Annotated in this window: 18 protein-coding genes; 13 read left to right on the forward strand and 5 right to left on the reverse strand. The window is 62.0% G+C overall.

The window, feature by feature from the left end; translation table 11 throughout:
* The first annotated feature begins 1 nt into the window (after position 1).
* Positions 2-952, forward strand: coding sequence for an alpha/beta hydrolase (locus CW354_RS04295; protein ID WP_104828813.1), 951 nt, complete (start codon positions 2-4; stop codon positions 950-952).
* Positions 949-1377 carry an acyl-CoA thioesterase gene (locus tag CW354_RS04300; RefSeq protein WP_104828814.1) on the forward strand — a complete coding sequence of 143 codons (429 nt, stop codon included), beginning with the start codon at positions 949-951 and terminating at the stop codon, positions 1375-1377. Before CW354_RS04295 ends, CW354_RS04300 begins: the two co-directional genes overlap by 4 nt.
* Before the next feature lie 53 nt (positions 1378-1430).
* On the opposite strand, the gene CW354_RS04305 is transcribed toward CW354_RS04300, so the two are convergent.
* A complete protein-coding gene (locus CW354_RS04305; protein ID WP_104828815.1) occupies positions 1431-2156 on the reverse strand; it encodes a FadR/GntR family transcriptional regulator in 726 nt (241 codons plus the stop codon).
* Positions 2157-2179: 23 nt separating this feature from the next.
* Positions 2180-3328, reverse strand: a complete 1149-nt coding sequence (locus CW354_RS04310) for an isovaleryl-CoA dehydrogenase (RefSeq protein ID WP_104828917.1) — start codon at positions 3326-3328, stop codon at positions 2180-2182.
* Positions 3329-3495: 167 nt separating this feature from the next.
* Between CW354_RS04310 and CW354_RS04315 the strand changes: the two genes are divergently transcribed.
* The 6 genes from CW354_RS04315 to CW354_RS04340 are packed head-to-tail and all read left to right on the forward strand — an operon-like array spanning position 3496 to position 9575.
* Positions 3496-5100 (forward strand): carboxyl transferase domain-containing protein, encoded by a 1605-nt coding sequence (locus tag CW354_RS04315; protein ID WP_104828918.1) that lies wholly within the window; start codon positions 3496-3498, stop codon positions 5098-5100.
* Between the two features lie 13 nt (positions 5101-5113).
* Positions 5114-5347, forward strand: a complete 234-nt coding sequence (locus CW354_RS04320) for a hypothetical protein (RefSeq protein WP_133162172.1) — start codon at positions 5114-5116, stop codon at positions 5345-5347.
* A 3-nt stretch (positions 5348-5350) separates the two neighbouring features.
* Positions 5351-6145, forward strand: a complete 795-nt coding sequence (locus CW354_RS04325) for an enoyl-CoA hydratase/isomerase family protein (RefSeq protein WP_104828817.1) — start codon at positions 5351-5353, stop codon at positions 6143-6145.
* Positions 6142-6672, forward strand: coding sequence for a GNAT family N-acetyltransferase (locus tag CW354_RS04330; protein ID WP_104828818.1), 531 nt, complete (start codon positions 6142-6144; stop codon positions 6670-6672). The genes CW354_RS04325 and CW354_RS04330 overlap by 4 nt, the downstream gene beginning before the upstream one ends.
* Before the next feature lie 3 nt (positions 6673-6675).
* A complete protein-coding gene (locus CW354_RS04335) occupies positions 6676-8685 on the forward strand; it encodes an acetyl/propionyl/methylcrotonyl-CoA carboxylase subunit alpha (protein ID WP_104828819.1) in 2010 nt (669 codons plus the stop codon).
* Positions 8682-9575 carry a hydroxymethylglutaryl-CoA lyase gene (locus CW354_RS04340; protein WP_279303118.1) on the forward strand — a complete coding sequence of 298 codons (894 nt, stop codon included), beginning with the start codon at positions 8682-8684 and terminating at the stop codon, positions 9573-9575. Before CW354_RS04335 ends, CW354_RS04340 begins: the two co-directional genes overlap by 4 nt.
* Here the strand turns inward: CW354_RS04340 and CW354_RS04345 are convergent.
* From CW354_RS04345 to CW354_RS04355, 3 genes are all read right to left on the reverse strand, one after another.
* Positions 9572-10525, reverse strand: a complete 954-nt coding sequence (locus CW354_RS04345) for a homocysteine S-methyltransferase family protein (protein WP_104828820.1) — start codon at positions 10523-10525, stop codon at positions 9572-9574. The genes CW354_RS04340 and CW354_RS04345 overlap by 4 nt on opposite strands.
* Positions 10526-10658: 133 nt before the next feature.
* Positions 10659-12029 (reverse strand): serine hydrolase domain-containing protein, encoded by a 1371-nt coding sequence (locus tag CW354_RS04350; RefSeq protein ID WP_207764654.1) that lies wholly within the window; start codon positions 12027-12029, stop codon positions 10659-10661.
* A 104-nt stretch (positions 12030-12133) separates the two neighbouring features.
* Entirely contained in the window at positions 12134-13843 is a 1710-nt protein-coding gene (locus CW354_RS04355) for a dipeptidyl-peptidase 3 family protein (protein ID WP_207764655.1), read from the reverse strand.
* A 194-nt stretch (positions 13844-14037) separates the two neighbouring features.
* On the opposite strand from CW354_RS04355, the gene CW354_RS04360 reads away from it, so the two are divergent.
* The 5 genes from CW354_RS04360 (at position 14038) to CW354_RS04380 (ending at position 19773) form a co-directional block, all read left to right on the forward strand.
* The gene (locus CW354_RS04360) at positions 14038-15246 is read left to right on the forward strand and encodes a lytic murein transglycosylase (RefSeq protein WP_104828922.1); all 1209 of its coding nucleotides are present in this window, start codon (positions 14038-14040) and stop codon (positions 15244-15246) included.
* Positions 15247-15465: 219 nt separating this feature from the next.
* Entirely contained in the window at positions 15466-15990 is a 525-nt protein-coding gene (locus tag CW354_RS04365) for a phasin family protein (RefSeq protein WP_104828821.1), read from the forward strand.
* 40 nt (positions 15991-16030) lie between these two features.
* Positions 16031-17959: a bifunctional tRNA (5-methylaminomethyl-2-thiouridine)(34)-methyltransferase MnmC2/FAD-dependent 5-carboxymethylaminomethyl-2-thiouridine(34) oxidoreductase MnmC1 gene (gene mnmC / locus CW354_RS04370; protein ID WP_104828822.1), complete on the forward strand. Its 1929-nt coding sequence runs from the start codon at positions 16031-16033 to the stop codon at positions 17957-17959.
* Positions 17960-18028: 69 nt separating this feature from the next.
* Complete coding sequence (locus CW354_RS04375; RefSeq protein ID WP_104828823.1) at positions 18029-19417, forward strand: pyridoxal-phosphate dependent enzyme; 1389 nt, start codon at positions 18029-18031, stop codon at positions 19415-19417.
* A complete protein-coding gene (locus tag CW354_RS04380; protein WP_207764656.1) occupies positions 19417-19773 on the forward strand; it encodes a Spx/MgsR family RNA polymerase-binding regulatory protein in 357 nt (118 codons plus the stop codon). The genes CW354_RS04375 and CW354_RS04380 overlap by 1 nt, the downstream gene beginning before the upstream one ends.
* The last annotated feature ends 35 nt before the right edge of the window (positions 19774-19808 follow it).

The raw sequence follows: 19808 nt of genomic DNA on the forward strand, positions 1-19808 counted from the left end.
CATGACTTCGCGACCGCTCGTCGATCCGGAATTGCTGGCGCTGCTCGACGCCTTTCCCGACGCGCCGCTCAATCGAGAAACGCTTGAGGAAACCCGCGCGCGCTCAGAAGAGATGTTTGCCCTGCGCGCCATGACGGATCAGGACGTCAAACGGCGGGAAGAAAAGATTCCGGGTCCGTCAGGCGCGCCGGATGTGCGCGTTCTTGTTTATACGCCGGTGAAAGACGCCAGGCCGGCGCCGGCGCTCCTCCATATTCACGGCGGCGGCTATGTGGTCGGCGCCCCGGAAATGTCCGAGGCGACGAACGCCGCTATTTCCGAAAAGTTCGGCGCCGTCGTCGTTTCCGTCGATTACCGCCTCGCGCCGGAACATCCCTTTCCGGCGCCGCTGGACGATTGTCATGCGGCGCTTCGCTGGATTCATGAAAACGCGGACGCGCTCGGCGTCGACGCCAAACGCATCTCCATTGCCGGCGACAGCGCCGGCGGCGGGCTCGCTGCGGCGCTCGCGCAACGCGCCCGCGACGAAGGCGCTTATCCTGTCTGCTCGCAGCACCTGAACTGCCCCATGCTCGACGACCGCACCGGCACGCCGGAAGCCCCGCGCGACCCGCTCGTCGGCGAATTTTTCTGGACGCGCGAGAAAAACCGGTTCGGCTGGGCGTCTTATCTTGGGGAAACGGTGCCGCAAACGCCTTACGCTTCTCCAGCGCGCGCCGAAAACCTTGAAGGCCTGGCGCCGGCCTGGATCGCCATTGGGGCGCTCGACCTCTTTCTCGATGAAGACATGGATTATGCGCGCCGCCTCGCCGCCGCCGGCGTCCCTGTCGACCTCGAGGTCTATGCCGGCGCTTATCACGGCTTCCAGCTCGCGCCGGAAGCTGGCGTTTCCAAACGCGCCGCGCGCGATTATTTCGACAGTTTCAAACGCGCCTGGAAGAAATCCGCATGAAGACCGAAACCGCCCGCGCCGATTACAAACATTTTCTGCCGCTGCAGACCCGCTGGGCCGACAACGACATTTACGGCCATGTGAACAATGTCGTTTATTACGGGCTCTTCGACACCATCGTGAACGAGTATCTGATCGCGTCGGGCGCGCTCGATATTCATCAGGGCGAGATTATCGGCCTCGTGGTCGAAACGGGCTGCAAATATTTCGCGCCGCTGGAATTCCCGCAAAAGCTCGAGGGGGGTCTGCGCGTGGCGCGCATCGGCAATTCGTCGGTGACCTATGAGCTGGCGATTTTCAAAGAACGCGAAGATGCGCCCGCCGCCGAAGGCCGCTTTACCCATGTCTATGTGGATCGCGAGACGCGGCGGCCCGCCAGCCTGCCGGCGGCGTTCAGAACGGCGCTTGAGAAGCTGATCGTTTAGGCCCGGCAATCGGCTTTACTGGATCCCCGCCTGCGCGGGGATGAGCGGATTGCTTATATCTTCTCGTTGAGATCGACGCCGGCGACGTCATAGCCGCGCTTCAAGTCGTCAATATGTTTGGCCATCCATTCCCCGGCGCGAACTTCGTCCCCGGCTTCAAACGCTTCGATCAGCTTTTCTTGCGCGCTTGAAATGCGGTCTTTCGCCTGGGGCGCCCCGGCGATGACATGGCGCAGGCTTTCGCCGATCATCAGGTTCAGGGATTGCAACAGCGCCAGCATGACCCGGTTGTCGAGACCGCGGGCGATATGCTGGAAAAACTCCACCGCCCCGGCGACGGTCGCCTCATGGTCCTTCGCGCCTGCGGCTTCGAGAGCGGCGCGCACGGCTTTCAATTGCGCGATGTCGTCATCGGAAAGGCGCGTCGCCGCAAGCTTGGCCGCCGCCGGATAAAAACTCGCCAGCGTGTCCCAGACTTCGCGGAAAGTGACGCCACCCAGCGCAAAGCTCTTGCTCGCCGCCGCGGCGATATCGGCGGAGTCGGGCCGCCTGATGTAAAATTTCTTGGCGGGCCCGCGAACGATCAGCCCGGTCTGCTCCAACAGTCGAAGCCCCTCGCGCACGGTGGAGCGGGTGACGCCGAACTGGTCGCACAGCTCGCCTTCGGTCGGCAGAAAGGCGCCGTCTTTCAAAGACCCGTCGGTGATGCGCGCTTCGATCGCCTTGAAGACCTTGAGATAGGCCGGTTCGCGCTCCAGCGGCTTGAAGGCGTTGGTCATGCTTTCACTCACTCAACTTATGCTTATGCACTGGCGGCGAACAATTCACGGCCGATCAGCATGCGGCGGATTTCAGAGGTGCCGGCCCCGATTTCATAGAGTTTTGCATCGCGGAGCAAGCGCCCGGTCGGATATTCGTTGATATAACCGTTGCCGCCGAGAAGCTGAATAGCGTCGAGCGCGACCTGCGTCGCCTTTTCGGCCGCATAAAGGATGCAGCCGGCGGCGTCCTGGCGCGTCGTCTCCTTGCGATCGCAGGCGGCGGCGACGGCGTAAACATAGGCCTTGCAGGCGTTCATGGTGGTGTACATGTCGGCGAGCTTGCCCTGGACGAGCTGGAATTCACCGATGGGTTTGTCGAACTGTTTGCGCTCATGAACATAAGGCAGCACCACGTCCATCGCCGCCTGCATGATGCCGAGCGAGCCGGCGGACAAGACGGTGCGCTCATAATCGAGGCCGCTCATCAGGATGCGCACGCCGTCGCCTTCTTCTCCGATGAGGTTTTCGGCGGGCACTTCACAATCTTCGAACACAAGCTCGCCCGTATCCGAGCCGCGCATGCCGAGTTTGTCGAGCTTTTGCGCCGTTGAAAAACCTTTGAAGTCTTTTTCGATAATGAAGGCGGAAATGCCGCGTGAGCCTTTTTTCGGATCGGTCTTGGCGTAGACCACGGCGACATCGGCGTCGGGGCCGTTGGTGATCCACATCTTGTTACCGTTCAGAATATAGCGGTCGCCCTTTTTCTCGGCTTTCAGCTTCATGGAGACGACGTCGGAGCCGGCGCCGGGTTCGGACATGGCGAGGGCGCCCAGATGGTCGCCGGAGATCAGCTTCGGCAGGTAACGCTGTTTCTGTTCTTTCGAGGCGTTGAGATTGATCTGGTTGACACAGAGATTGGAATGGGCGCCGTAGGAAAGCCCAACGGAAGCCGAGCCGCGCGAGATCTCCTCCATGGCGACGCAATGGGCGAGATAGCCAAGCCCGGTTCCGCCATAGTCTTCGTCGGCGGTGATTCCGAGAAGGCCCATTTCCCCCAACTCCGGCCAGAGGTCCCGGGGAAAGAGATTCTTCTCGTCTATTTCCGCGGCGCGGGGGCTGAGCTTATCGTCGACCCAGCGTCCCACGACCTCGCGCATTTCCTCGATCATCGGATCGAGTCCGAAATTCATGAAAAGCCGGCTGTTGGCGCGCATGAGCTGTATCCTCCCAAAATAGGGTCAGGGCCCGCCAAATGGCGGGTTTTGAGCATTTAGGAGATTTTTTATCAGATTTTCGTATTGTCGGACAACCGGAATTTGCACTATATATCGCAAAATCCGAAAAGAGGCCGGAAAACATGCCCGTACTCACGACCGCCATTGACCCCCGATCGGACAGTTTCGCCGCCAATTCCAAGGCGATGCGGGCGCTGGTCGACAATCTTCACGCCAATATGGACAAGGTCGCCGAGGGCGGCGGCGAAGCGCGCAACGAACGTCACAAGGCCCGGGGCAAGCTTCTCGCCCGGGAGCGAGTGAACCGGCTTCTCGATCCGGGCGCGCCTTTCCTCGAGATTGGGCAATTCGCCGCCTGGGAGATGTACACCGGCGACGTCATGGGCGCCGGCGTCGTCGCCGGGATCGGCCGGGTCGCGGGCGTCGAGTGCATGATCGTCGCCAACGACCCGACGGTCAAAGGCGGCACCTATCACCCGATGACGGTGAAGAAACATTTGCGCGCGCAGGAGATCGCGCTCGAAAACCGCCTGCCTTGCGTCTATCTCGTCGAATCGGGTGGCGCGTTCCTGCCCATGCAGGACGAGGTTTTTCCGGACAAGGACGATTTCGGCCGCATCTTTTACAATCAAGCGCAGATGTCGTCGAAAGGCATCCCGCAGATCGCGATCGTTCACGGCTCGTGCACCGCGGGCGGCGCTTACGTCCCGGCGATGTCCGACGAAGCGGTGATCGTCAAGAAACAGGGCACGATTTTTCTCGGCGGCCCGCCGCTCGTCAAAGCCGCGACCGGCGAAGTCGTCTCGGCCGAAGATCTCGGCGGCGGCGACACCCATACGCGCATATCAGGCGTCGCCGACCACCTCGCCGAAGACGACGACCATGCGCTTGGTTTCGCGCGCCAGATCGTCGGGCGCCTCAACTGGGTGAAGCTTGGCGACGTCATCATGGCCGACCCCAGGCCCCCGCTCTATCCTGCCGAAGAACTTTACGGCGTTGTCGAGGCGGACGGGCGCAAGCCCTATGACGCGAAGGAGATTATCGCGCGTCTCGTGGACGGCTCCGAATTTGACGAGTTCAAACCGCTTTACGGCTCGACGCTCGTCACCGGATTCGCGCGGCTGCACGGGTTTCCGGTGGGCATTCTCACCAATAACGGCATTCTCTTTTCCGAAAGCGCCAAGAAGGGCGCCCACTTCATCGAGCTTTGCTGCCAGCGCAAAATCCCGCTGGTCTTCCTGCAGAACATCACCGGCTTCATGGTGGGCCGCGCGGCGGAAGAAGGCGGCATCGCCAAAGACGGCGCCAAGCTTGTCACCGCTGTCGCCACCGCCGCCGTGCCGAAATTCACCGTCGTCGTCGGCGGCTCTTACGGCGCCGGGAATTACGGCATGTGCGGGCGCGCTTACGGGCCCCGCTTCATGTTCATGTGGCCGAATGCGCGCATTTCCGTGATGGGCGGCGAACAGGCGGCGAGCGTTCTCGCCACCGTCAAACGCGACGGCCTTCGCGAAGGCGAGGAATGGAGCGCCGAGGACGAAGAGAAATTCAAGGCCAAGATCCGCGAAGGCTATGAAGAACAGGGCTCGCCTTATTACTCCTCCGCCCGGCTCTGGGATGACGGGATTATCGATCCCGCCGAGACGCGGAACGTGTTAGGCTTGTGCCTGTCGGCGTCGATGAATGCGCCCGTCGAAGAAACGCGCTTTGGCGTGTTCAGGATGTGAGGTGAGGAAAACAATGGGCTGGCGGTTACATGCATTTTTTCGGGGGATGCTCGTTGCCGTCGCCATCGCCGCCGCCATGGTGATTTTCGGTGGCGGGAAAAACAGGGTTGATACAGTCATCGCTCTTTTCCATCCGCTTTTCACGGCTGCTTTCATCTTTCTGTTGCTTTGGTTCGGCCTTGCAAACCTGTTTTTGGAATCATGGCGCAGACGGAAATCGAATGACTACAAAGACAACCAGGATTGAAATATGAGCGAACAAGTTCTCATCACCACCATCGACAAGCGCGGCGTCGCGCGGCTGACCATGAACCGGCCGGACATCCGCAATGCGTTCAACGAAGAGCTTGTCGGCGGCATCTGCGACGCCATTGGCCGGCTGAACGCCGATCCGAATGTGCGCGTCATCGTGCTGACCGGCGCGGGCAAGGCCTTTTCCGCCGGAGCCGATCTCAACATGATGCAGCGCGCCGCCAAATATTCCGCCGCGGAGAACAAGGACGACGCGCGCCGCCTCGGCCACATGCTCTCCTCCATTTATCATGCGCCCAAACCCACCGTGGCGCTCGTCAACGGCCCGGCCATGGGCGGCGGGCTTGGCCTCATCGCCGCCTGCGACATCGCCATCGGCGCCGACACGGCGTTCTTTTCCTTGTCGGAGGTCAAGCTCGGCCTCATCCCCGCCGTGATCTCGCCTTTCGTCATTCAGGCGATCACCGTGCGCCAGGCGCGCCGGCTCTTCATCACCGGCGAACGCTTCGACGCGGCCGAAGCGCAGCGCATCGGCCTTCTGCACACGGTCGTCGACGCAGACGCACTCAATGACGCGCTCGAAGAAATGCTTAGCGACCTCCTCGTCTGCGGGCCGCATTCGCAAGCGCTGGCGAAAGAACTGATCGGCAAGGTCGCCTATCGCCCGCTCGGGGATGCGGTGATGGAGGAGACCGCCGGCATGATCGCCAAGACCCGCGCCAGCGATGAAGGCAAGGAGGGCGTCAACGCATTCCTCGAAAAACGCAAACCCAATTGGCTGAAGACTGAATGACCTTAGGGCTCCTCATCCGCAAGGTGAAAAAGGAAGACCGCGAGGCCGTTTCCGCGCTCATCGCCAGCGCCTTCAAGCGCAAGGACGAAGCCGAGCTCGTGAAGCGGCTTTGGGACGAACATGCCATCAGGTTCGAGCGCATGGCGGAGATCGGCGGCGTCCCCGTCGGCTATTGCGCCTTCACAAGCGTGACCTGCAAGCCGGAGCTTTCCGGGCTTTTGCTCGGCCTCGGGCCGCTCGCCGTCGCGCCCGACCACCAGAATCAGGGGATCGGCGCAGCGCTTGTCGAGGAAGGCCTCAAACTCTGCCGCGAAAACAATGCGCGGCTGATCGCCGTTCTCGGCGACCCTGATTATTACGAGCGCTTCGGGTTCGAGCCGGCGGCGAAACGCAAATTTACCTGGGCCGGCTTCGACGCCGGCGACGCCTTCCGCATCATCGCGCCGGAGGATGACGACCTGGACGGCGTCTCGCCGGAAGACATCCGCACCATTCATTATCACCCCGCTTTCGACGCAGTGAGCTGAGCCATGTTCAAGAAAATCCTGATCGCCAATCGCGGAGAGATCGCCGTGCGCGTCGCGAAAACCGCGCGGAAGATGGGCGTCGCAACCGTCGCCGTTTATTCCGACGCGGATAAAAACGCGCCGCATGTCAGAGCCTGCGATGAGGCCGTTCACATTGGCCCTTCTGCGGCGGCGGAAAGCTATCTCGTCGCCGACAAGATCATCGACGCCTGCAAAATGACGGGCGCCGAGGCGGTGCATCCCGGCTACGGCTTTTTGTCGGAAAATTCCGGCTTCGCTGACGCGCTCGATGAAGCGAGGATCGTCTTCATCGCCCCCACGGCGGAAACGATCCGCGCCATGGGCTCGAAATCGGCGGCGAAAGACCTGATGGAAGCCGCCAATGTGCCGACGACGCCCGGCTATCAGGGCGAGGACCAGTCGGTGGAGACCTTCAAACGCGAAGCGGAGCGCATCGGTTATCCGGTGCTGTTGAAAGCGACGGCGGGCGGCGGCGGCAAGGGCATGCGCATGGTCGAAAAGGAAAGCGCCCTTGAAGACGCGCTTGTCTCCGCGCAGCGCGAGGCGAAATCCGCCTTCGGCGACGACCGCTTCCTGATCGAGAAATATGTGACCCGCGCGCGCCATGTGGAGGTGCAGATTTTCGGCGACGGCAAGGGCGACGTCGTCCACATGTTCGAGCGCGACTGCTCCGTGCAGCGACGCCATCAGAAAGTCATCGAGGAAGCGCCGGCGCCGGACCTCCCCGCCGACACGCGCGCCGCGCTCTTGAAAGCCGGCGTCGACGCCGGCAAGGCCGTCAATTATCGCGGCGCGGGCACGGTCGAGTTTCTTTACGACGCCGACAATGACGCCGTCTATTTCATGGAAATGAACACGCGGCTTCAGGTGGAGCATCCGGTGTCAGAAATGATCACTGGCCAGGACTTCGTCGAATGGCAATTGCGCATCGCCGCTGGTGAAGGCCTGCCGCTCGCGCAGGACGACATCACCGAAAAAGGCCACGCCTTCGAGGCGCGGCTTTACGCGGAAAACCCAAACCAGAATTTCGCACCCTCCATCGGAACGCTGACGACGCTGCGCCTGCCTGAAGATACAGCGCGCATCGACTCAGGCGTCGAAGAGGGCCAGGAGATTGCGCCCTTCTACGATCCGATGATCGCCAAGATCGTCACCTATGGGCAATCGCGCGAAGAGGCGCTCGGCGCCATGCGGTCGGCGCTCGCCGAAACCCGGGTGGCGGGGCTCGAGACCAATGCGGCGTTTCTGCACGCCCTCGCCGCCGAGCCCGATTTCATCGCGGGCGACGTCTCGACGAAATTCATCGAGGAGCATGAAGAAGCGCTGTTCGCGGAACACCCGGCGGGGCCGAAGCAATGGGCGGCGGCGGCGCTGTGGAAGCGCGGGACCTACGCCAGCAACGACAACGATCCATGGGGGGCGCTCACCGGCTTCCGCCTCAACCGCCCGCGCCATGAAGTGATGTGGATTGAGCATGAGGGCGCCGCCGCCCTTCTCCGGCTTTCGAAAACGGGCGACGAATTCAACGCCACGCTCGAACCCGAAGCCTCCGCCGCCGCGCGCCGCGAAGGCCGCGAGCCGAAAGCGCCGGTCACGTTTTCCTTTTTCGGAACAGCGGAAGACGGCGCCATGCGCCTTGCCGTCGAGGGAGACAACGTCACGGCTTTCGCGGCGCCTCATGGCGATCATTTGCGCGTGTGGATCGGCGCGGATCATTGGGATATCGCCTTCCCCGACCCGCTGGCCGGCATTTCCGCCCATCATTCCAGCGAAGGCTCGCTCACCGCGCCCATGCCCGGCGTCGTGACGCTGCTCTCGGCCGAGGTCGGCGATGCGGTCGAGGCGGGCAAGCCGCTCCTCGTCATGGAGGCCATGAAAATGGAGCACGCCATCAAGGCGCCCTTCGACGGCATCGTGAAAGCGTACAAGTTCCAGCCCGGCGATCAGGTGAAAGACGGCGAGCTTCTGGTGGAGTTCGAGGAAAGCGCGTGACCAAACAAATCACAATCGTCGAAATGGGCCCGCGCGACGGGCTTCAGAACGAAAAGCAGGTCGTCGATGTCGCGACCAGGGTCGAACTGATCGAACGGCTCGCTGACGCCGGGTTGAAAAATGTCGAAGCCGGCGCGTTTGTCTCGCCGAAATGGGTGCCGCAGATGGCGGCGACCGAAGAGGTGATGGCGGCGATCAAGCGCAAAGCCGGCGTCTCCTATCCCGTCCTGACGCCGAATATGAAAGGTTATGAGGGCGCGCGCGCCGCGAAAGCCGACACGGTAGCGATCTTCGGCGCCGCGTCGGAGACCTTCAGCCAGAAAAACATCAACTGTTCAATCGAGGAAAGCCTTGAGCGCTTCCGTCCCGTTATCGACGCGGCGAAGGCGGACAGCGTTCGCGTGCGCGGCTATGTCTCCTGCGTTCTGGGCTGTCCTTACGAAGGCAAGATTTCGCCGGCGCAGGTGGTTCCGGTCGCGGCGGCGCTCTATGAAATGGGCTGCTATGAAATTTCCCTCGGCGACACCATCGGCGTCGGAACCCCGGAAGAAACCAAGGCTCTAATCCGCGCCGTCGCCAAGGCCGTGCCGGTCGAAGCCCTCGCCGGGCATTTCCACGACACTTACGGACAGGCGCTCGCCAATATCTGGGCGGCCCTCGATGAGGGCGTCGCCGTTTTCGACTCTTCCGTCTCCGGACTGGGCGGGTGCCCTTACGCCAAAGGCGCGAGCGGCAATGTGGCGAGCGAGGACGTGATCTACTCCCTCGCCCGCTCGGGTTACGACACCGGCGTCGATCTAGACGCGCTGATCGAGACGAGCGTGTGGATTTCCGAAAAGCTCGGGCGCAAGCCGGGTTCGAAAGTGACGCTCGCCAGGACGGCCGGCTAAGCCGCCTTTTCCATCCGGCCGAGCTCGGCGGCGATCGCCGCTACATGGCGCAGATCGGTGCCGCAGCAGCCGCCGAAAATTGTCAGCGACGGAACGAGACGTCTCAGCGCCGCATTCTCAAGACCAAGTTCGCCCGGATTGCCGTCATCCAGCGTCTCCGCCTCGTCAAGCTCCGCGTGAGAGCACTTCGACGCATTGGCGCGCAGGCCCCGAAGGCGCGGCGTCCACGCGCCACCCTCCCGCAATACGGACGTAAAATGCGCAGGATGCGCGCAATTGATCATGTAATAGGCCGGCGCCTTGCGCGCCTCGAAGTCCGTTTCCATGATCGCTTCGCCGAGCGGCTGACCGGACGGCAAACGCCCGTCCGTCTCAACCGTGAAGGAAATCGCGCAAGGCATGCCCGCCGCCGCTGCAGCATTCGCGACGCCGATCGCTTCCGGCGCATTGTTCATGGTGAGCGCGGTGACGAGATCGGCCGCAGTATCGGCGAGGATCTCCGCCTGGAACGAGTGATAGTCTTCCGCTTCCTTCGCCGTCATCAAGCTGCCCGGCTGATAGCCGTCGCCGCGCGGGCCGAGATTGCCGGAAATCACGAAGGGCGTTTCAAGCGCCGCTTCGTCGCGAACTTCCTCTACGAGAGCGATCGCATCCCGGTTCGCCGCTTCCAGCGCCGCCCGATCAAGACCGAGCTTGTCGCCCCAGTCGGGGCTCGCCCGCCAAGTGGCGCTTTCGAAGATGAACCCAAGGCCGCGCCGTTTCGCAAGCAACGCATGCTCAAGACAGTAGTCGCGAATAGCGGCGCGGCCTTTCGGGTCTTTCAAGAGCATGAAAGCCCCGAAATATGGGAGATCGAACCCTTTATTGAAGACGAGGTCGGTCTCCATGCCGCTGTCGGTCAGGAATATCTCCTCGCCGAGCTGTGGCGGGTTTTTTCTGTATATCGCCATGATGTTTCCCTTTTCTCTTTTGAGCGCGGGAAATAGGCAGGCGGCGCATCCGCCGTTACTGGCGAATGGATATAGACGTCCCTGACTTTCGTAAGGGATCGCGGGCGCAGGCTGCATCCGCCTCGCTTAAGACTTATTCATCCAGCGCGGCGAGCACATCGGCGGAGAATTTCGCAATGTCGAAGCCGCCGCCATCGTCGAAACCGCGGCGCACGATCAGGATGTTTTCCGCAGGGGTGATCATCAGATATTGCCCGCGATTGCCCATGGCCGCGTAGCTCCCTTCCGGCAGGCCGTGGCGCTCGCCGAAAAGCCAGAACTGCGCGCCATAGCCCGGAATCTGCGAGCCGTCGTCGCGGGTCGCTGGCGGCTGCGCCGGGGCGGGGCTCGCCACATAATCGGCCCAGCCTTCCGGCAGGATGCGTTCGCCTTCCCAGACGCCGTCGCCCAGATAAAGAAGTCCGATCCGCGCAAGGTCGCGCGCCGTCGTCCAGACCTGGCTCGACATCACGAAGTCGCCGTTCCAGTCGGTTTCCAGAAAAGTGTGGTTCATGCCGAGGGGATTGAGCACTTTTTTAAACGGATATTCGAGAAACTTTTTGTCGTTCTTCATGCGCTCATGCAGGGCGCGCATCGCCGTCATGGTGTCGTTATTGGCGTAACGCCAGCGCGTTCCGGGCTCGGCGACAAGACGGTTCGTGATCGCGTGATCGACGACGCGCCCGCCGCCGAAATAAATATCGTCCGTGCGGTTGCCCGCCGCAGACGAAGTAAGCCCGCTCGACATGTGAAGGAGATTTTCAAGCGTGATGGCGCCGCGCGGATCGCCGGGCGAGGACCACGCTTCAAGGCCCGCCGGTTCGTCCGTCGTGATGATCCCTTCTTCCACCGCCGCACCGATCACCGTCGCTGCGATGGATTTTGCAACCGACCATGTGCGCTGCGGCGTTTGGGCGTCAAAGCCCTCGCGATATTGCTCCGCGACGATTGCGCCGTCCTTCACGACAAGAATGGCGGTCGTTTCCGTTCCCTCGCCGTAAGTCGCGCGATCGAAGGCGGCGTCGACCGTTTCGAACAAAGCCGGATCGTCGCTGAGATTCTCCGCCAGCGGTTCCGGCTCCGCGCGGTCCCATTTCGCCGCAATGACCGGCAGATCGTCTGCGACGTCCATAGACGCCATGGTCGGCAATTGCGCGCAGCCGAGATAAGGGCGCCAGGCGGCGATGCGCGCGCCGCCTTCATAGGAAACGGAAACGGTTTTGGCGTCTTCATCGATCACCGCGTCTGGAAGCGCCGCCATGGCCTCGCGATAGCCGGGATAGATGCGGTGCAGCTCGTCGCCGGCGATTTGCTCCACGCTGCGGCCCGCATTGAAATGCGCCGAACAGGTGAACGCCGCCTTGTAGCCGGCGACAAGAGAGAGATGGGCGGGGTCTGACGTTTGGGCGTGGGCCGCACCCATGAGCAGCCCCAAGCTTAAAGACGAGACAACGAGTCTGTACATAATCCCCTCCGCTCATCCCCGTGCAGGCGGGGATCCAGAATTGGCGCCGCATAGCCGCCGCGGGATCCCGGCGAAAGCCGGGATCCCGCGGCATGGTTCAGCGTTTAAATCTCATCCTCGTAAACCGGCTGAATGTCTACCGGCAGATGCGTCAGAGACGCGATGGCGTTTTGCGCATTTGCGTCGAGCTTGGCGTACTCGCCCAGAAACGCCTTCGCCTTTTCATAATCGCCGTCGCCCTGAATGACGACGATGTCGCGGGTCAGATCCGAAATCGCCTGTTCCAGCTTGGCGAAATCGAGGCGGTATTTGCCGCTTTCCACCGTGAATGCGCCAGCGTCCTTGAAGTAAGTATACTGGAACGCCGCGCCCTTGCCGTGCGCCTCGTTGATGCCGAAGCGCATGGCGCGGAACAGCCCGACAAAATAAGTGGCGAGGAAGTTGTTTTTCTCCGCCTCGGGAAGCTCGCCGCGCTCCATCATGTAAAGGATGTTATAGGCGCCCATGACGTCGGCCTTTCCTTCCTCCGTCATCGTATAGAGCTCCTGCAATCTTGCACTGACCGTCGTTTCTTCGCCGTCGACGACAATCGTGCCCGGCCCGAGGCTGTGCGACAGCTCGTGGAACAGAGTCTCGCCCGACATGTATTTCTTCATCAAGAGCGGCGCCTGGTCGGCGACGAGGATATCCTCGGCCATGGGCGCGAGGATGCGTTCGAACTTCGCGCCGAGGACATTGTTCAGGAGGACTTTCTTGGCGCCTTTCGCCTCGCGCACGCGCTCGTCATTGGGCAGGTTAAAGGCGATGGTCTGGACGCCCGGCACATTGTCGCCGCCGCCATGCACCTGATAGGTGACGGCGATGGGCGATTCGAAGCCGCGTTTGAAATTCTTGTAGGACTCCTCGACGGGCAGGTTCGCCTCCATGTCGCGCAGATAATCCTTGTATTTGGCGAGCGCCGCGCTTTCCTCCGGGTTCTTGATGGTGATGAAGGCTTCGAACGCCGTCTTGTAGCCGAAGAGATTGTCCGTATAGACCTCGTAAGGCCCGATCGCCGCCTCGATGGGGCCTTCCAGATCCATCCACGCCATCTCGGATTCATAGTAATCGTCGGTGAGAAAGGCTTCGGCGCGCAGAGTGAGGAACTTCTTGAGACTTTCATTGGTGGTGATCGCCGCCGCCTCGCGCATCAGCGCCGCCGCCGGCTCAAGCCATTCGCGGTAATATTCCGAATAGGGAATGGCTTCGAGCCCGCCGTCCTCGGTGCGCCGGATCACGGTGTAGCCGCTGGTGAACGCCTCCTCGTCTTCCGGATGGTCGACGACCCATTTCGCAAATTCCTCCTTGGTCATGTCCGCCGGATAGAACGCCGCGCCTTCGGGCATTTCCTGGTCGCCATAGAACGGCTTGTTGTGATCGAGCGTGTCCCAGGGGCCGAAATGCAGGTCGAACATTTCAAGCAGCAGCTCGTCGCCGCCCGCCGCGATCTCGGCGCGCCATTCGGGATTCATCTCGCTGCGCTGGCGCAGGTAAATCTCCGACATGAGATTGCCGACCTGGTTGAGCTTGTTGACGACCTGGCGCTGTTCATCGGTCAGGAAGGAGGTGTCCGCATCCATGTCGACGACGGCGAATTGCGCGCGCATGGCTTCAAGCTTGTCTTTGCTCGCCGCCTTTGCCTCCGCCGCCGTCTCTTCGGCCGCCGGCGCCTGCGCTTCGGCGTCCGGCGAAGCGGGCGGCGCTTCCTGGGAACAGGCTGCGGCGAGCGCCAGCATGGAAATGGCGGCGGCGGAAAAAACGAAACGCTGAAGCATGGGGGTATCCCTTATATAATTGCGCGGGGGGAACGCGCGGGCGTCCCCAATCGTTAATGCAATCTAGCCTGCCGGACCGCGGCTCGCAAAGCTTGCCATAATCCGGCCTTGCGGGGCCGTTAGGGTTTGAATATTGCTTTGGCCCTATGGTTTTTGGCCGATTGTTTGATTCGCGTGAGAAAATGGGGGACGGCATGAAAAACTGGCTCACAAGAAGCCTTGCTGGACTGGCGGCGGCGTTCCTGGCCGCAGCGCCTGCATTCGCCGAGCCGGGCGATTTTCAGCGCTGGCTCCAGAGCTTCCGGGCGGAGGCTTCGGCCGCCGGGATTTCCGATGCGGTCCTCGATCAGGCGCTGACGGGCCTCACGGTGAACCCGCGCGTTTACGAGCTCAACGACAATCAGCCGGAATTCTCCCGCGGGATCTGGGACTATCTCGACAGCGCGCTCTCGACAACGCGCATCGAGAACGGCCGGGCGAAATATAACGAAAACCGCTCGCTCTTAACGCTTATCGAAAACGCCTATGGGGTCGACGCTGAAATCGTCGCTGCGATCTGGGGGCTTGAGTCTTCCTATGGCGCGATCATGGGCGACTATGATGCGATCCAGGCGCTCGCCACCCTCGCCTTTGAAGGGCGGCGCACCGGCTATGGCCGCAGCCAGCTCATTGGCGCCTTGAAAATCATCCAGCATGGTTATGCGGCCCGCGACGAGTTGAAAGGCTCCTGGGCGGGGGCCATGGGTCATACGCAATTTATTCCGACCACGTATCTTTCTTATGCGGTCGATCATGACGGCGACGGGCGGCGCGATATCTGGAACGATCTCGGCGACGTTTTCGCCTCCACCGCCAATTATCTGAGCGTCTCGGGCTATCGCGCGAACGAGCTCTGGGGCCTTGAGGTCATCCTGCCGCAAGATTTCGATTACGCCCTCGCCGACAACAATATTAAAAAGGCCGCCGTCGAATGGGCCGCTGGCGGCGTCGAAGCGGCGCGGGGGCCGAGCATTCTCGAGCGCGTCGATCCGAATATGCGCGGCCGGCTCATCCTGCCCGCCGGCGCGCGCGGACCCGGCTTTCTCGTCTTCGAAAATTTCGACGCCATCCTGAAATACAACCGCTCCACCGCCTATGCGCTCGCGGTCTCGCTCCTCAGCGAGGAAATCGCCGGACGCAGCGGCGAAGTGGTCCAGACCTGGCCGCGGGACGACCGGCCGCTTTCGCTGGAGGAACGCAAAGCCCTGCAACAGGCGCTGAAAGACCGCGGCTTCGACCCCGGTCCCGTAGACGGAATCATCGGCGCCGGCACCAAACGGGCGCTCCGGGCCTGGCAGAAACAGGCGGGCCTTCCGGCCGACGGCTACGCCTCTGCAGCGATGCTGGCAGCCCTCACAAGCTAGCCTTCGCCCGGACCGGCCGCCGTCCTGCCTTAAAAATTCCATAGAATTCAATGACCTGCCTGGAACGGGCGGAAACGCGAGCGCGCCCGCGCCGCTGCGCCTGAGAATGGTGGGAGAAAACCCAACAGGCCTCTTGTTGCGCCGCACAAAAGGCCGTATACCGCCCGTGCTGCGCCGCAACATTTGCGGCCAGTCCAGGGAGATATGTAGGAGGCCTTTATGGCGACGACGACGAAAACCGCGGCGAAAAAAGCCCCCGCCGCCAAGACCCAAACGAAGACCGTCGAAACGCCGGATCTATCGGACGTGATGTCCTTTTCCACCGGCGCCGAATGGGTCGAGAAGTCGAAAGAGCAGTTCGAGACGATGATGTCGTCTTTCACCGGCAACTTCGATGAAATGCGCGAACAGGCTGAAGAGATCGCCGAAACCGCGCAAACCCGCATGAAAACCGTTCAGGATTGCGCGGCGAAAACCAACGCCAGCCTGATGGAAGCCGCTCAGGAAGAAATGTCGAGCGCGGTGCAATTCGCGTCCGATCTCGGCAAAGCAAAAACGCTGACCGACGTAATGGCGGTTCAACAGTCCTACTGGACGAAATTGTTCGAGACCCGCATGGCCCGCGCCCAGGAGCTGGCCGAAACCACGGTCGAAACCGCACGCGAAACCATGACGCCGGTTGAGTTTCCCTTCGCGAATATGAAAGCGTTCGAGAAATTCTTCCCGTTTTCGGTGAAAGCGTAAGGAAGACATCTTCGCCGGATTCGTTTAAGGCTTGCCGCCCATGAGCGGCGGCAAGCACATGGATGAAGCGGCGATCGAATGGGGCGCGCCTGGCGACGGGGACGCGCCCTTTTTTTTGGCGCCGCGTTCGATTGGGTTCGACGATGTTTATTTTTCCGGCGACGGCGCGGCGGAGACCCGGCATATCTTCCTTGCCGGAAACGGCCTGCCGGCGCGGTTCGATGCGCCCCGCTTTTCCATCGGCGAGCTCGGCTTCGGCACGGGGCTCAATTTTCTTTGCGCCTGGGCCGCCTGGAACAAGGCGGAAAAGCCTGAAGGCGCGCGACTTTCCTTCTTCTCTGTCGAAGCCTTTCCCTTAAGCGCCGGCGACATGGCCCGGGCGCATGAGGCCTGGCCAGACTTCGAACCGCTCGCCGCGCGGATGCGCGAGCAGCTGCCGCCGCCCCATCCGGGCTTTCATCATATCGCCTTCGGCGACGTCTCCCTGACGCTTTATTACGGCGACGCGCTGGCCGGATTGTCACAAACCCAAGGCGGCGTCGACGCCTGGTTCCTTGACGGTTTCTCACCGGCGAAAAACCCCGCCATGTGGTCGGAAGACATCTTCAAAGAACTTGCAAGACTGTCGAAGCGGCAAGCCAGTTTCGCAACCTTCACGGTCGCGGGCGGCGTGCGCCGCGCCCTCGAAGCCGCCGGTTTCGATTGGGAGAAGCGGCCGGGCTTCGGGCGCAAAAAACAAATGCTGGCCGGACGCATCACGGCCCCGCCCGACGAGACAAAACGCGCGCCGTGGTTCACAGAAGGCGCCCCGCTGAAATCCGGCGCGCGCATTGCGGTAATCGGCGCCGGGATCGCCGGGGCCAGTCTCGCTCATGCGCTGAAGGCGGCAGGCTTTAATCCATCCGTTTACGAAGCATTGGCGCCGGCGTCAGGCGCGTCGGGAAACCCGGCGGGTCTCGTGATGCCGCGTCTCGATGTCGGCGACACGCCCGCCGGCGCCTTTCACGCCCTTTCCTATCTCCATACCGTGAAGCTTCTGAAAGAGGTTGGCGGCGGGATTTTCGAGCCCTGCGGCGTTCTCCTTCACGCCGTTGGCGAGAAAGAGCGCGCGCGGCAGGAGAAGCTCTTGGCGCAAGGCGCGCTGCCGGAAGGCTGGATGGCGCGGCGCGAGGAAGGCCTGTTTTTCCCGCAAGGAGGCGTCGTCGACCCGCCCGGTTTTGTCGCCGCGCTTCTCGGCGATGCGCCGCTCATCGCCGAACGGGTCCGCCGCCTCATGCAGACCGAAAACGGATGGCGCGTCATCACGGATGAGAGCCGAGAAGAGTTTGACGGCGTCGTCATCGCCAACGGGCTCGACGCTTTGCGTTTCGCCGAGGCGCGCACCCTGCCCCTCGGCGGTTCGGCCGGACAGGTCGACTGGTTCCCGGACGCCGCGCCGCCGGCGAACGCCCATGCTTTCGGCCCTTACGCCGCGCCTTGCCCCAAATTCGGTGAAAGAGGCGGCGGCGCGATCATCGGCGCAACCTACGCCCCCGCCGCCATCGGCGCCATCGGCGCCAAGGCGCGTTTCACGAAAGAGGCGACCGGGTCGAATATCGCCGCCATGGCGCGTGCGCTTCCCGATTTTGCATCGACGCTTGCAGCCGACGCGTCGCGCCCCCGCGCTTCCGTCCGCTGCACGACCCCGGACCGCCTGCCCGTTTGCGGACCTTTGCCCGACTGGGGCTTTTACGGCGGCGCCTATGACGATCTCAGAACCGGCAAGCGCAAGAATTATCCGCCGGGGGAATTGCGCCCCGGCCTTTTTGTTCTGACCGGGCTCGGCTCGCGCGGGCTCGTCACCGCGCCTTACGCCGCTGCGCTTCTCGCCGCCGCGCTTTCGGGCGCGCCTGTGGACAGCACAATCCTGCAGGCGCTGCACCCTGCGCGCTTTTTTATCCGCGATTTAAAGCGCGCCGGCGCCCGATGATGCCCCGCCTTGCAGGGGCGGATCGCTATGGGTTAAGCCGCGCTCGAAAGCCATTGAGGAGCGCTCGAAATGCGCGAAACGCCCTACGGACCGGTTTACGACAATATCCTGCAAAGCATCGGCAAGACGCCGATGGTGAAGGTCTCGGCTCTCGATACGGGACCTTGCGAGCTCTATCTGAAACTCGAATCGTCCAATCCCGGCGGCTCCATCAAGGACCGCATCGGCATCGCCATGATCGAGGCCGCTGAAGAAGCCGGAAAGATCGAGCCGGGCGGAACCATCATCGAGGCGACGGCGGGCAACACCGGTCTCGCCCTGGCGCTTGTCGCCGCGCAAAAGGGCTACAAGATCATCATCGTCGTGCCCGACAAGATGGCGCAGGAGAAGATCTTCCACCTGAAGGCCCTCGGCGCCGATGTGCGCCTCACCCGCTCGGACGTCGGCAAGGGGCACCCGGAATATTATCAGGACGTCGCCGCGCGCCTCGCCGAAGAAACCGGCGCCTTTTATGTCAATCAGTTCTCGAACGAAGCAAACCCGCAGGCCCATGAAGACATGACGGGCCCGGAAATTTACGGCCAGCTCGACGGCGACGTGGACGCGATTATCGCCGGGGTCGGCTCGGGCGGCACGATCAGCGGGCTGTCGCATTTCTTCGGCAAGAAATCGCCTGACACCGAAATCATTCTCGCCGACCCGGAAGGCTCGATCCTTGCGGATTTCGTCAACAAGGGCGCGCCGCCGAACGCGGTCGGCTCCTGGCTCGTGGAAGGCATCGGCGAGGATTTCATCCCCGACGTCACCGATCTTTCTCATGTCAAAAAAGCCTATGACATCACCGACAAAGAAAGCTTCGAAGCCGCGCGCGAGCTGCTCCGGAAAGAAGGCATTCTCGGCGGCTCTTCTTCGGGCACGATCCTCGCCGCGGCGCTCAAATATTGCCGCGAGCAGAAGGAGAAGAAACGCGTTGTCGCGTTCGTCTGCGACCGGGGCGAGAAATATCTCTCCAAGATGTTCAACGATTACTGGATGTACGATCAGGGCTTTTTGAAGCGCCCGCCCAAGGACGACCTCACCGACCTTATCTCGCGGCGCCATTCCGAACACGCCACCATCACGGTGAAGCCCGACGACACGCTGATGCAGGCTTACGGGCGCATGAAGCTTTACGACATCTCGCAATTGCCGGTGCTCGACGAAGACGGCGGCGTTGTCGGTCTGCTCGATGAAGAAGACTTGCTTTTCGCCATTGTCAGAAACCGCGACAAGTTCAAGGACCCGGTGAAATCCGCCATGACCTATCGCGTCGAAACCGTCGAGGCGAAGCAGGACATGCAGTCGCTCCTCCCCATCTTCGCCAAGGGCCATGTGGCGGTCGTGTTGAATGACGGGAAATTCGAAGGGCTGATTACACGGTCTGATCTCTTGAACTATCTGCGGCTTCAGGTGGCGTGATGGAATTATACGGCCTCAAAAACTGCGACACATGCCGGAAGGCGAAGAAAGCGCTGGACGGCGCGCAGGTGCGCTATGCGTTTCACGACATTCGCGAAGAGCCGCCGACAAAGATGCAAGTCGGGCATTGGGCGAAGGCCGCCGGCTGGGAGAAGCTCCTGAACAAAAGCTCCACCACCTGGCGCAACCTTGACGAGGCGCAAAAGACCGGGATCACCGAGAAAAAGGCCCTCGCCCTGATGGCCGAGCACCCAACCCTGATCAAGCGCCCGGTCATCGAAACCATTATAGATAAAGGGCCCACCCAGGTCTTTGTGGGCTGGTCGAAAGACGTCCAGAACGAAGTGTTAAGCTAGCCTCGCGATAATCGGGAACCGTGACGCCCTTCGCC

Source organism: Hyphococcus luteus (assembly GCF_002943565.1).
Taxonomy (GTDB): Bacteria; Pseudomonadota; Alphaproteobacteria; order Caulobacterales; family Parvularculaceae; genus Hyphococcus; species Hyphococcus luteus.